Source organism: Saccharothrix tamanrassetensis (assembly GCF_014203665.1).
GTDB lineage: Bacteria > Actinomycetota > Actinomycetes > Mycobacteriales > Pseudonocardiaceae > Actinosynnema > Actinosynnema tamanrassetense.
Window position 1 is genome coordinate 60,100 of record NZ_JACHJN010000006.1, and the last position, 13,514, is coordinate 73,613.

The window sequence follows — 13,514 nt, forward strand, 5'->3', positions numbered from 1 at the left end:
CAGATCACACGACGGTGGTGCCGAGTCTCCCACCCCGTGCCGCCCTGCGTGCCAGAGGGGGCGGGTTCCGGGGTGGACGACATGGCATGATCTCCGCACGTACGTACGTTAACTATACGACGTACCAGCTCGAGCAGATGCGGTGGGAGTGAGGCACCATGACGACGTACCTCGATGCGGCTGCGACGACCCAGGTGGATCACCGAGTGGCAGAGGTCGTTCTCCACTGGATGACCGTGGAGTTCGGCAACGCCGGCAGCCGGACCCACGACTACGGTGCTCGGGCGAAGAAGGCTGTGCACCAGGCGCGCGAGTTCCTGGCTGGAACGGTGGGCGCCAGGAGCGACGAGCTGATCTTCACGAGCGGTGCGACCGAGTCCAACAACATCGCCCTGCTCGGGATGGCGGCCCACGGCGAGCGCACGAGTCGGCGTCACATCGTGACATCCGCGATCGAGCACAAGGCAGTGCTGGAACCGTTGGAGCACTTGCAGGAGCGAGGCTTCGAAGTGGACTACCTCCAGCCCGGCCCGACGGGTCGGGTGGCTGCGGACGCTGTGATGGAGAAGCTGCGGCCGGACACCCTCATGGTGTCGTTGATGCACGTCAACAACGAGACGGGAATCATCCAACCGGTCGCCGAACTGGCCCGGCGGCTCCAGTCGACGCAGACGTACCTGCACGTGGACGCGGCTCAGGGTTATGGCAAGGTGCCCGAGGACCTGCGGGCGCCTATCGACCTGATCAGCATCAGCGGCCACAAGGTCGGTGCGCCCAAGGGCGTCGGAGCGTTGGTCACCCGACGTCGTGGGTGGGAGAGGGTTCCGGTGCAACCGATCATGTTCGGTGGCGGGCAGGAGCGCAAGCTCCGCCCCGGAACGCTTCCCGTTCCGCTGATCATGGGGCTTGCCGAAGCCGCGAAGGTCTTCACCGCCGACTACCCGCGTTGGTTGCAGCAGAGCCGTGAACTGCGCACGCGGTTGCTCGCGGCACTGAGCAGGACCCGCTTCCGCATCAACGGTGATCCCGAGCACGCCGTGCCGCACATTCTCAACGTGTCGTTCGACGACGTGGACGCGGAGAGGTTGATCGTGCGGCTCAAGGATCAGGTCGCCATCGCCACGGGGTCAGCGTGCACGAGTGCTTCGTACACGGTCAGTCATGTGCTGACGGCCATGGACCTGCCCCAGCAAGTGGTCACGAACGGGCTGAGGCTGTCGTGGCACCCGGGACAGGCGACCGGCTTGGACGTCGAGGAGCTGGCCGAGACGATCGCGGCCATGCAGACCGGCAGGGCTTGACCGGTCACTTGCCGGTGCGTCGCACCAGGCGATGCCCCCGCAGCTCGCGGCCGCACCGCTCGAGTTCCGCTTCCCAACCTGCTTCCGTACCGATGAGGTGCGGGTTCTGGTAGAGCCCTGCCCGCACCTCAGACCTGGTGAGGCGCTCATACCGCGCGGCGTTCAGGTCCTGCGGTGCCAAGAACTCGTGCTTGCGGTGCAGCAGCGGCCGGTTCGTGGAAGCTGAGTAGGACGTGTGCGAGGCATCGAGCGTTTTCAGGTCGACGTGGTAGGACGAGATGATCCGGGGGTGTGGGTCCTTATCGAAGTCGGGGTAGTGCAACCAACTTACCGCTCGGCCTTGGTGGTTCATCTTGGCGATCGTCCACTCTTGCGGGCGCCCTGCTGCGATCGAAGCGCAATGCTCGTACAGCCGGAGCACTGTCGGTAGGTGTTCGATGGCGCGTTGATGCACGTACAGCGCCGTAGGCGTCAGCTTCCCGACGGTGGACGCGTTCATGGCGCCGCGGATGTACTGGTCATCACGCAACTTGAACAAGAGCCTGTCGGAACGCCGGCATGCTTCCTTGTAGGAGGAGAAGAAAGCGCGCACGTCGATCTGCACGCCGAGCGGGAGCTGCCCGAAGGGACCTCGACCGTTGAACAACTCGACGGCCAGGAAGAGCAGCGTCCGAAGGGTCGTGCGCTTGGCACCCTCGGCGACCTTGTCGGGGTCGGACGAGTCGCGGGCGATTCGCTTGAGCTCGTTCGGTTTCAAGTGGGCAAGCAAGCCCGCGACAGCCGAGGGCATTTCCTCGACGCGGGGGAGCCGGCCGCGGCGCTCGAACTGGTCCACCAGCGCTGCGAGCGCGGACCTGGTGTCCGCTGAAGCGAGCCATGCGGCATCCGGGACGACACGGTGGGCCAGGTAGCTCAGCCGCGCCGTATCGTCCTTGAAGGCGTACACGATGCCCGGTGCGGCTGAGACGCAACGCCTTCCCGTGACTTGCTCCACGTACGCGCGCAGCTCACCTGGATGGTAGAGGTGTTGGAAGGTCTGCCTGCCGGTGAGCACCCCGTCGTTGAACTCCGTGCCCTTGACCCTGGCCCTCTCCCAGGTCAGACGAGCGGAAACCACCAGGACGGTGCTCGCCAGTTCCCATGCCATCGCCAGCGTGCGCCGCCTTTCGGCAGGGTCTTCGATCACGTTGAGGATGTAGGTCAGCAAGACGACGTTCGCTGGAGTCAGCGGGGTGTCGGGCTTGTAGTGCGGATCCCAACCGGATGCGCTGCAGTCCAGGTCCGTCAAAGCTCTGACGTCGTCACCACGACCGCAGCCGTAGTCGAGGACCGTCCGTTCCGGAATGAGCTGTCGATCAGCCAGGGCCTGGCGGGCTGGGTACGACAGCGCCGTCCGGCCGATCGCCGTCAACCGGCGTTCGCTGCCCCAAGCCTGGTACATGGGCGTCCCACAACTCCGCACAGTCGAGAAGGCGCCCTACCGTTAACCGTGGCCTGTTCGTTGACTCCCGCGGTAAGTCGCCGATGCGGCGAAGCGTACTAGGGTGCGCGCTCATCGTCGGCCCGGCTCGGTGCGCGGGACGAAACCGCGCCGGTGAGGTCCACCTGCTCGAGCACGGGTCGAAGGTCTCGAACAGACCCTGGTCCGACGTCTGCTCACGTCCCCGATCGCGTGCGAAACGAAGAGCGCCTTGTCTGCGATCAACACGGGTGGACTGTTGCGGTCATCGATGTAGCTGTGGCGGCACCGGTGAGGAGACCTTCTGCATGATCGATCAGCTCGTGCTCGACGACTTGCGCCCTCTGACGTGGCTCGACGCGTTTCCCTGGCTTCGCGGTGCCTCCGCTGGTCATGCGGACACACCGTGGTGGGACGCGGCGATCTCCGACGCACCACCGGACGAGCGAAGGCAGCGGTTGGCAGAGGTCTCCGAACTGGCGATGAACAGGCTGACGCGGTGGACGATAGGTCAGATATTCCCGGGACTACCGCCTCAGCTGCACATCGCCGCTCTCGAGCTGCCACCGCGCCCGCGAAACGCCCTCACGTCAGGCGCCGGCTACACCACGCTCGGCGAGTTGGTCGGCTTGACCATCGGAGACGTGCTTGACCTGCGGAACGTCGGGATGGGCGGGATCGACGCCATCCTTCGAGCACTCGCCGACGTGTCAACGTCGCAACCGACACCCGACATCGGCCACCTGTCGCCACCGACCTCGTCCGGAAGGGAAGCGGTTCCTACCGAACGGCCCCCTGGTTGGCTCGCCACGCTCTTCGGCGACCTGTCCAGAATCGCCGAGTGGCAGGCCGCCATCGGCTTACCCGCGGAGCCGCTCCTGCGTGCCTCGTCGCCAACCGGCACACCGGACGAGGTGTTGAAGGCGCGGCAGCGGCTGGCCGCGCTGTCCGCCAGCGACATCTTGGGCCAGGACGCGCTCGGGCGGGACGCCGCGAGTCTGCTCGACACGGCCTTTCGCGCCCTCGACCCGCGAGCGATGACAATTTTGAAGCAACGCCTGTTCGCCGATGAACCCGTCACCCTGGACCAGCTCGGTCGGCAGCTGGGCTTGACGCGCGAGCGTGTTCGTCAGATCGAGGGCAAGGCGCGTGCCGCGATGTTGGACGCACTTGCCGTAGGGGCGCTGGACATGGTCGCCAACGCTGCTCGCACCATGATCGGATACGTCCGCCCCCTGTCCGACCTGGTGCTGCACTTGCCCGCGCTCGCCGGTACGGTCGAGTCCGTCGGCCGGCCGGTGTGGCGGGTGATCGACCGCCTCGACGATGCTTATGAGATCGAGGATGGGTGGTGCGTGGTGCCGACCCTGAGTGCCGCGCAGGACTGGACACGAACCCACCTGCGCGAGCACGCCAACGAGCACGGCGTGGTGCACGTCGATGATCTTGACCTGGTCGAGACAAGCACTCCCGAATCGCGTGGAGACTTGGCCAAGAAGTGGCTGATAACCTGCGGATACGTCATCGACGGTGACTACGTGCTGACTCGAACCCGGTCGGTCGGTGACTACGCCGCGGCGATCCTTTCCATCACCGGGTCGCCGATGAGCGCTCAGGAGCTCGTCGAGAGGTTTGTGTACGAGCGCAACGTGGGTTCGCTCAAAAACGCCGTGGCGCTGGACGACCGGTTCGAGCGGGTGGACCGTGATCGTTGGGCGCTCAGGGAATGGGGTATGGAGGCCTACCGGGGTGTGCGCTCGGTGATCCGTGAGGAGCTGACCAAAGCGGGTGGCAGGATCGATGTGGACACCTTGATCGAGCGGATCACCGGTAAGTACAACGTGGCCGCGAGCAGCGTTGTCGCCTACGCCTGCACCGCGCCGTTCGAGACCCGCCAAGGCGTGGTTAGGGTCGCGGGCACGTCGCGCGAGGCCAGGAAGGCACCGGAGCGCACCAGCCGGATGTTCCGGCAGAACCACGGCTGGGTCTACCGGGTGCGCATCACCCACGACCATCTTCGTGGCAGCGGATCCGTTGCGTCAATGGCTGTCGCCAGCATTCTTGGCCTCAAGTACGGTGAGAGACGTCAACTCGAGTCCGCTCTCGGTCCGCAGGTGATCAGTTGGACCGGTACTCAGCCGGCTTTCGGGACGATCCGCCGGTTCCTGCTCGAACGCGACGTGCCGGCCGACAGGGATGTCTTCCTGGTGATCAAGGACGACAATACATTCGAGGTGGAGTTGGTGGCGGAGCCGAGCGGCGAGGCGTTGCACGATGCACTGGCGCTGATCGGCGCACCGACCGATCTGGATGCTGTCTCCGCGCGGCAGGCGCTCGCCGCTGCCATCAAGCTACCCGGCGACATCCCCGTGGTCAGCATCATCGGTGCTTACCGAGAGCGCGGCGACAACGACGTCGCAGAACTCCTCGCCGGTGTTCGGGAATACTTGGAGACTGGCCGAGCTGTCGGACCTCCGTGTCGGACAACCGACGTCGACGACATCCTGGGCTTGCTGTGACAACTGGACCCGACGGACTCCGCAGCCTTCATTTCGAGGGGCGCTACCGCAGCGACCGGGAAGATGTCGTCAAGGGTTTCTACCTGCCGGCGTTTTCGGTCGCGACCAGCTACAGCCGCGCCGTCGGCTACTTCACGTCGACCAGCATGGCCCTATTCGCCAGGGGTATCGGAAACTTCGCCGAGCGGGGCGGCAGGATGCGCCTGATCGCCTCCCCGCATCTTACCGAGGACGACGTGCTCGACATCGAGCGCGGCTACGACGTCCGGGCCGTCATCGCGCGGGCTGCGGAACGCCAACTCGAGGCGGAACAAGGTGATTCGGTGCTCGACGGGCTCGGTCAAGTCGGTCGCCTCATCGCCGAGGGCCGGCTAGACATCAAGTTGGCGTTCGTCGAGCAACGAGGCCGCATCGGTATTTACCACGAGAAGCTGGGTGTCTTCAGGGATGCTGCCGGTGATCTCATCGCTTTCACGGGGAGCAGCAACGAGACGTTGGGTGGGCTGGCCGCGAACTTCGAGTCGGTAGAGGTGTACCGCAGCTGGGTCGACGGCGACGGCGTTCGCGCTCTGCGTCTCGAAGAAGATTTCGAGGCTCTGTGGGCAAATCAGACGCAGAACCTTCGCGTTGAAGACTTCCCCGACGTCGCGCGCGACCGCCTCGTCAAACTCGGTCAGGAGCGGGACAGCCCGCTGTCGCCACACGACGACGCACTGCTGTCGCCCCCGGTGGCCGTGGACGAAGCAACCCACCTCGCCATACCGAACTGGTTGACCATTCGCGCCTACCAGCGCCAGGCGGTTGAGTCATGGCTCCGTCACCGCGGTCGCGGCATCCTCAAGATGGCCACCGGCACCGGCAAGACCAAGACATCCATGATCGCCGCCACCAAACTCGCGGATGTCCTGCGGCGGCGCGAAGAACCGTTGGTCATGCTCGTCATCGTGCCGCTGCAGCACTTGGTCGACCAGTGGGTTGCAGAGGTCGAAGGGTTCGGTGTCCGCCCGATCCCGGTGTACGAATCGAGTCAGAAGTGGCTCCCCTTGGTTGAGGAACAACTGAGCCAGGTGCGGCTCGGGCAACGGCCGATCGTTACGATGGTGGCGACCAACGCGTCGTTCGCGGGAAGCAGGTTCCAATCGATTCTGTCGCGCATCTCGCAACCATTACTGGTCATCGCAGATGAGGTGCACAACCTCGGTTCCACGGCCTACCGTTCGTCCATGCCCTCGAACGCCACCTACCGGCTGGCGCTGTCCGCCACCCCGGAGCGCTGGTTCGATGACGAGGGCACCGACGCGCTCATCGACTACTTCGGCCCCATCGTGTTCGAACTCGGGCTCGGTGACGCCATCGACACGGGTGCGTTGTGCCGGTACACCTATCACCCCCGCCTGGTCGAGCTCGGCGAGGACGAGACGCAGCTGTACATCGACCTGTCGACGAAGATCGCGAAGTACGTTGCCGCGGGGGAAAGCATCACTGACGCCGACCTGAACTCGCCACTCGGTCACCTGCTCCGGCAACGCGCAGGCGTTCTGGGGCACGCCGAGGGCAAGCTCGCCGTGCTGCGCGACGACCTCGGCGCACACGCCGACTCGTGGTTCCAACTCGTTTACTGTGCTGAGGGCACCCGTCCGGTGCCTCAGGGCGATCCCCGCGGCCCGAATCAACTCCGCGAGGTGATGCAGCTGGTGGGACGAGACCTGCGCCTCGCCACCCATTCGTACATCTCCGATACGCCTCGCGCTGAACGCAAGGTCCTCCTCCGCCGCTTCGGCAGCGGTGACGACCTCCGCGTGCTCGTGGCCATGCGCTGCCTTGACGAGGGGGTCGACATCCCTGACGCGCGAACCGGCTACCTACTCGCCAGCAGCAGCAACCCCCGGCAGTTCATCCAGCGCAGAGGCCGACTGCTGCGCCTGGCCGACGGCAAGGACCGAGCCCGGATCTTCGACTACCTGGCAGTCCCGCCGGCGGGGACACCAATCAACTTCGACATCGAGCGGAGCTTGTTGACCCGAGAACTCGAACGAGCGAACGAGTTCGGCAAGTTGTCGGAGAACTACGAGGCGACACTCGACACGCTGCGACCGCTCAAGGAGCGGTACCAGTTGATGCACCTGTGAGACAGGGTAACCGTGGCAAGGAATGATGAGGGGTATCTGTCGGTGAGTACTACGAGTCGCACGGAGAGGCAGGTACTCGAGGAGCTGAGCCCGGAAGAGCAGGCGCTGCTCAAGCGAGTTCTGCAAATCGAGCGCGCCAAACTGAATATCCGTGCCTACGATGCCACGGAAGATCTGCTCGCTGCAGTGAAGGAGATCATCCTGTGAGGTTGCACTCGATCCTGTTGACCAACTTCCGTCAATTCGCAGGTGTGCAGCAGTTCAGCCTGCGCTCGGACAGCATCAAGCCTGTAACCTTGATCTTCGGTGCCAACGGTGCCGGTAAGACGACTTTGCTGAACGCTTTCAGCTGGGTGCTGTACGGCACGTTATCCGACGATGTAGAGCAGCAGCAACGGCTTGTCACCGACAGCGTCTGGCGCGAAACTGCCATCGGGGACTCGGTGGATGTCAGCGCCGAAGTCGTGTTCGACCACGACGGGCACAACTACCGGGTACAACGCCGGGCGCGTGTGCACAAGAACTCCGATCAGCAGCCACCCGTCGCGCCGGACGTGCAAATGTGGACCACGAAGGCAGACGGCTCGTCGGAACTCGTCGGTGCTCCGCAGGAAATGATCTACACGATCTTGCCCCGTGGCGTCAGCAGGTTCTTCTTCTTCAACGGTGAGCGCATCGAAAACCTCGTCAAGAAAGGCGCCTACAGCGAGGTTCGGCAGGATATCAAAGTCCTACTCGACCTCGAACAGGTCGAACGGGCACTGGTTCACCTGCCCAAGGTGGATCGCCGACTCACTGCGGACATCCGCAAACACGGTGGCGACAAGGCGAGTGAAATCCAGAAGAGCATTGACGACTTGAACGATCGGAAAGGTTCGCTGCGGGAGGAGCTGAAGGTACTGGAAAGTGACCTCAACGCTCTGAACGAGGAGCGCGAGAGTGTGATGAACCTCTTGCGCCAGAACTCGGAAGTGGCGCCGATCCAACAGCAGCGCGACACTGTCACAAAAGAGCTCGAAGAGGCGCGCCACTCCCTGGAGGCGGCACTGAGCGAGCGTGCAAGCCTTATCGCGACACGCGGTTTCCTGGCTTTCACCGAGCAGCTCGCAGATAGCACCAAAGCCATCGCGGATGCAATGTACCGGAAGGGTGCGCTACCTGCCCCGCTCAAGCGGGAATTTGTAGATCAGCTCCTCGAAGCCGGCGAGTGCATCTGCGGTACGCCATTGGAGATGCACACGGAGCCTTGGGGAAGGGTTACGAGTTGGCGACAGCGAGCCGGGCTTCAAGCTGTGGAGACCGTATGGCAGAGGCTCAGCGGCCAAATCGACCCCATGACTTCGGACAGAAGAACACTGCGGGACGACCTCGGGCAATCCATGAAACGCATCGGTGATCACCGAGACCGTGTCGACAGGCTTGAAGAAGTGAAGTCCGAACTGGACGGCAAGCTCCGCGACAGTCGTCTGGAGAATGTTCAAGCCCTGGAGTCGAAGCGAATCGAACTCGACACTCGGCGCAGTGAGAAAGAGCGGCGGATCGGAGCGGTGGGCCACGATCTGGAACAGATCGTGAAGGACATCGAGCAGAAGACCCGAGATCGTAAGAACGCTGAAGTGACCGATGAACTCGCCGCGAAGGCCAGGGCGCGTTCCGATCTGGTTCAAAACGTTCGGCGAGCACTCGAAGAAATCTTGGAGATCCGCACCAGGGATATGCGTCACCGACTTGACGAGGAGCTGAAGTCGGTCTTCCGGAGCATTACTCACAAGAACTACGTCCCAACGCTCAGCGACGGCTTCGAGCTCACCTTGCACACCAATGTGGACGGAGTGCAGCTACCGGTTCCGAAGTCGACCGGCGAGAACCAGATCCTCAGCCTCAGCTTCGTGGCAGCTGTGTCCAAACTCGCCCGGGAGATCCGGAAGGAACGCAGGGCCGAGGGGCAGTCTGCAGACGACGCGGGTACGTACCCGATCGTGATGGATGCCGCGTTCGGTTCGCTCGATCACAACTACCAGGAGGCGGTGTCCCGGGCGCTGGCTCAGATGGCGCCACAACTGGTGGTGCTCGTAAGCAAAAGTCAAGGACTGGGCAAGGTGGCGACTGAGCTCAATCCGTATGTCAGCCACCTCGGTGTCATCGAAACCCACACGTGCCTCACGAGCACAGTTGAAGAGGACATCGAGTTGCGCGGCTACTCCCACCCTTATATCCGCCACGCCGCCACCGACTTCGCCCTACTCAAGGAAATCACGTCGTGAATGCATCAACAGATGTACGTGTCCGTCGTCCCCAGCACTACGAACGGCTCATGCTCGAACTCCAGGAAGAAGCTGGTTTCACCACTTTCCGGGATATTCTGCTGTTCGCTGCTGCGCTCGGATTCCGTGTTGCCCGTCGAGCTCCATTCACCGCAGTGGCCGGTGATCCGATCCGTTACGAAACGCTTATCGTTCCCAAGTACAGCGAAGCATTGGTCAACATGATCGCCGCCAATGTCGCCAAAGATGACCCCGAGATCATGGATGACAAACGTATCGAGGAACGTATCAGGTCATTCGAAGAGTATGCCAATGGTGGCTTCGAGTACATTCAAGAACAGGTCAACGTGCGGCATCAGCCAGCAGCCATGGTCGTTGCCAACCTGGTGGCCGACGCCTTGAGCGACTCGGGTGGAGCAACTGCCGCATCAGTTGAAGAACTCCTCGGTGGCACAACCTGGTGAAACTTCTAGGAGGTGTCGTCGGTTAAGCGGGTGAGCATTCCAGTTCAGCTTGACTTTCTTTGTGGTCGGGTGCTCGTTGTGGGTGGCGGGCACCCAATCGCTTCGCGTGTGGAGTTACTCCTATTATTTGCACATCAAGCGTGATCGCGCAGCACTCCTGCTTGAGGAGATCGGCGTCGGCTCGCGCTTGTCCGGCGCGTAGGGTGGCGCCCCGCTGCATCGGCTGACCGACGAAGCCCTGCAGGACCGTAACCGGTAGACCGCCTGTCCCCGACGACCTGTCGCGCCGCCCGGAAAGAGCTGCGACGAGTACCAGTTGGCACCCCACTTGGGAAGGCGTGCTCACCGGCGGAGGCAGGTTCAGCCGGCGGGTGATCGACGAGAGCCAGAACAGCGGTGGCGGTGGCGTGCTGTCGCGCTTCTACAGCGGGGACCGGGTCCTGGAACGTGATGCTTTCATGGTCTACATCACCCCTGACCCCCGCAGAGTGGACACGCTGTGAACGAGCCGGTGAGGAACGCCCACGCCCTCCTACGTCTGAGCTACCACCAGTTCGAACTCGTCGACCGCGGTATGGACGGCACGTCGCCGCCGACGCTCGACGCCGCACACGCCAACGGACTGGTGGCCGCCCAACGAGGGGCCGCGGTCGTCCTCGCCAGCATCCACACCGGATACGTCGACCTCTCCGTGGACCTGCACGACCACGCACCGGAACCGGACACCGCGCCCTGGGACGACGTCGTGGAGATCTCCCTGGACGCACCCCACGGCGAGGTCCGCGCCGCCGGACTGATGAGCAACCCGCCGCAAGGGCTGCCCGTACTCACCCACGCCGGTCCCGGCACCTACCGGGTGCGTGTCCACGTCCGAGGCCGCGACACTGCCGTCGACCAGGTGGCCACCGACCCTGTCGAGTTCTACCGACTCTCCCTCTGGCCCGCTCCGGCCGCCCCGACCGTCATCCACAAACAGACCGACCACTACGGAGCCACACTCCGTGCCCGAGCCCTGTCGCACCCGCTCACCCACGACACCCCGGAGACCGTCCTGCCCATCCGCAGCGACCACGATTGAAGGTGAAAGACGCGGTCCGAGCTGGTGGCCGGCTACCGACATTTCGGTTGAACGTCGGTTCAACATAACGCGGGTGACGAACACGCCTCGGACGGGTAGGCCCCGGCCGGTATCTGTTTCGGCGTCGGCGCGCGCTCTTCGGTATGGACTCCAGCGGACGGGCTATGTCATCCGCAACAAGTTCCAGCTGGCGATATCCGCGCTCGGAGTGGACGCGATCAGGTCCGGGGGAAGCCTTTACCGCGGTCGCTGGCGTCGCGGAGTTCGTCCGCATGTGTTTGGGTTTGGGGCGCACGGGAAGGGCTTGGTCATGACATCGCAGCCTCCGGAGCACGGCCGACGCCGTGCGCCCATCGCCGACTCGTACAACGACGCGAACGCGTTGTTCCGCTTCCTCAGCCACCTCGGCTGGGGCGACCTGGTCAACATCGGCTACTTCACCTGGCCGGCGTTGCCCGCGGTGCTCGGTGGGCTGGGGTGGTTTCAGCGCAGGTTGTTGCACCGGTCGCTGGCCCTGTTGGACGCCCGGCCGGGGCACCGGGTGCTGGACGCCTGCTGCGGCCGGGGGCTGTCTACCGCGACGTTGGGTGAGGCGGGTTGCGCGGCGCTGGGTTTGGATGTCCAGGACGAGCAGATCGCCGAGGCACGGCGGCGGTTCGGTGATCGGCCGAACACCCGCTTCGCGGTTGCCGACGTCACGGCGTTGCCGCCGAGGGCTGCGGACGTCGAGTTGGCCGACGGCACGTTCGACCGCGTGCACTGCCTGGAGGCGGCCTTCCACTTCGGTCCCGACGGGCGACGTGCCTTCCTGGCCGAGAGCTTCCGGCTGCTGCGGCCGGGTGGGCGACTGGTGCTGGTCGACCTCACCTGGCCCACGGCCGACCCGGGCACCATCGACACCGCCGACCCCACCGGCCTAGTGCGCTCGGCTTGGTGCTTCGAGGACTTGGAGCCGTTGCCGCGGTACCTGACCCACGCGGCGGAGGTGGGCTTCACGGTCCGCGCGGTGCACGACTGGACGCGGCCGGTCGTTCGGCTCCCGCTGGGACTCATGAAGCCGGCACCGCGGCTGGTGGCCACCGAGGCGGGTCGTCGGGCGCTGTGCCTGCGCTGGCCGGGTCTGCGCGAGCTGACCCGTGACGACTGGGCCGAGGTGGTGACCTCCGTCCGGGCGCACCTGGTGTTCGGGCGGGCCTGCCGTTACTCGGCTCTGGTGCTGGACCGGCCCGGACCCGCCGGTTCGGGGGGCGTGCGGTGAGGCGGGAGCGCTGCTACCCCGCCATCGACTGGCGTGGTGCGGTCGTGGTTGACCCGGTGGACGTGTTGCGCGCCGCCGGCGCCAGCATCCGGGTCGTGCCGGTTTGGAGAGCGGCGAACACAGGCAGTCAGCACTGACCACGCATCCGGGGAATGGTCGGTCACCCGGGTGGAGCTGGATCATGATCACGGACTGGTGACCGCCCGGCGTCGTGGGGCTGCCGGTGGCCTCGGTCCTCGACGGAAGGCACCGCGTGAACGACACCCCGCTCCGGCACGCCGTGTTCGGCAGGACGGTCCTGCTGGTCGGAACGGCGTGCGGTGTCACCGAAGCCGCCACGCGATGCCTGGCCCGGGTAGGCGCGAAAGTCCTCGTGGCCACGCACCTGGCCGACCAGCCCGTCGCACCCGCCCGCGAGCCCGGTGGACCGGTGTCGGTCTACCGGGTCGATCACGCCACCCCCGTCGCCATGCGGATGTTGGCGAATCAGGTGCTCGACGAGCACGACGATCTCGACCTCGTGATCCACAACGCCGGCACCCCACCCCGCCGGCCCGCGACACAGCCGTGCCGCCCGACCCACGGTCCCCAGCACCCGATCAACACCCACTACGTCGGCCCGAGCACGCTCATCCGCAGCCTGCTGCCCGCGATGCGGACCGGCAACGCCCACCTGATCAACATCTCGCCGGCGCACGTCCGCCTCCCCGTGCCGGCCGCCTGGGGTGGCCGCCGCGCGTCACAGGCCGCGTTCGACGTCTGGTTCCGCAGCCTGACCCCGGCCACCCACGACCCCGGCTTCACCACCACGAGCATCTACAGAGGACTGATCGGTACCCGCACGGGCGGAACCGGTTCGCTCTGGGCACGATCACCCGACCGGGTACACGCCGAGGCCGTCACGATGATCTGCGACGCGATCACCCTGCGACCGCGCCAGATCGCACCCTGGTGGGTCGGATCGGCCGACCCGGTCAGGTGATCCGATGGTCCACGTCGGTCTGGGGTGGTCGGTGTTGTGAGCGTGTTTCGGCTTTCGCTT

The 13,514-nt window shown here is 64.9% G+C and carries 11 protein-coding genes; 10 read left to right on the top strand and 1 reads right to left on the bottom strand.

Going from position 1 to position 13,514, the window contains the following annotated elements:
• Nucleotides 1–158: 158 nt before the first annotated feature.
• The gene (gene dndA / locus FHS29_RS19760) at nt 159–1,301 is read left to right on the top strand and encodes a cysteine desulfurase DndA (protein WP_184692503.1); all 1,143 of its coding nucleotides are present in this window, start codon (nt 159–161) and stop codon (nt 1,299–1,301) included.
• Between the two features lie 4 nt (nt 1,302–1,305).
• Here dndA and FHS29_RS19765 read toward each other — a convergent pair whose 3' ends face one another.
• A complete protein-coding gene (locus FHS29_RS19765) occupies nt 1,306–2,742 on the bottom strand; it encodes a DNA phosphorothioation-associated putative methyltransferase (protein ID WP_184692505.1) in 1,437 nt (478 codons plus the stop codon).
• A 326-nt stretch (nt 2,743–3,068) separates the two neighbouring features.
• Here FHS29_RS19765 and FHS29_RS19770 point away from each other — a divergent pair, with 326 nt between their 5' ends.
• The 9 genes from FHS29_RS19770 (at nt 3,069) to FHS29_RS19810 (ending at nt 13,454) form a co-directional block, all read left to right on the top strand.
• Nucleotides 3,069–5,279: a sigma factor-like helix-turn-helix DNA-binding protein gene (locus tag FHS29_RS19770; protein WP_184692507.1), complete on the top strand. Its 2,211-nt coding sequence runs from the start codon at nt 3,069–3,071 to the stop codon at nt 5,277–5,279.
• Nucleotides 5,276–7,408, top strand: a complete 2,133-nt coding sequence (locus tag FHS29_RS19775) for a DEAD/DEAH box helicase family protein (RefSeq protein ID WP_184692509.1) — start codon at nt 5,276–5,278, stop codon at nt 7,406–7,408. Before FHS29_RS19770 ends, FHS29_RS19775 begins: the two co-directional genes overlap by 4 nt.
• Nucleotides 7,409–7,420: 12 nt before the next feature.
• Entirely contained in the window at nt 7,421–7,615 is a 195-nt protein-coding gene (locus tag FHS29_RS19780) for a hypothetical protein (RefSeq protein WP_184692511.1), read from the top strand.
• Nucleotides 7,612–9,672: an AAA family ATPase gene (locus FHS29_RS19785; protein ID WP_184692513.1), complete on the top strand. Its 2,061-nt coding sequence runs from the start codon at nt 7,612–7,614 to the stop codon at nt 9,670–9,672. The genes FHS29_RS19780 and FHS29_RS19785 overlap by 4 nt, the downstream gene beginning before the upstream one ends.
• Nucleotides 9,669–10,136 carry a DNA phosphorothioation-associated 4-like protein gene (locus tag FHS29_RS19790; RefSeq protein WP_512700867.1) on the top strand — a complete coding sequence of 156 codons (468 nt, stop codon included), beginning with the start codon at nt 9,669–9,671 and terminating at the stop codon, nt 10,134–10,136. The genes FHS29_RS19785 and FHS29_RS19790 overlap by 4 nt, the downstream gene beginning before the upstream one ends.
• Nucleotides 10,137–10,474: 338 nt before the next feature.
• Nucleotides 10,475–10,639, top strand: a complete 165-nt coding sequence (locus FHS29_RS19795; RefSeq protein WP_184692517.1) for a hypothetical protein — start codon at nt 10,475–10,477, stop codon at nt 10,637–10,639.
• Complete coding sequence (locus FHS29_RS19800) at nt 10,636–11,214, top strand: hypothetical protein (protein WP_184692519.1); 579 nt, start codon at nt 10,636–10,638, stop codon at nt 11,212–11,214. Before FHS29_RS19795 ends, FHS29_RS19800 begins: the two co-directional genes overlap by 4 nt.
• A 310-nt stretch (nt 11,215–11,524) precedes the next feature.
• Nucleotides 11,525–12,472: a class I SAM-dependent methyltransferase gene (locus tag FHS29_RS19805; protein WP_184692521.1), complete on the top strand. Its 948-nt coding sequence runs from the start codon at nt 11,525–11,527 to the stop codon at nt 12,470–12,472.
• A 280-nt stretch (nt 12,473–12,752) separates the two neighbouring features.
• Nucleotides 12,753–13,454, top strand: coding sequence for an SDR family NAD(P)-dependent oxidoreductase (locus FHS29_RS19810; RefSeq protein WP_376774456.1), 702 nt, complete (start codon nt 12,753–12,755; stop codon nt 13,452–13,454).
• Nucleotides 13,455–13,514: the final 60 nt, after the last annotated feature.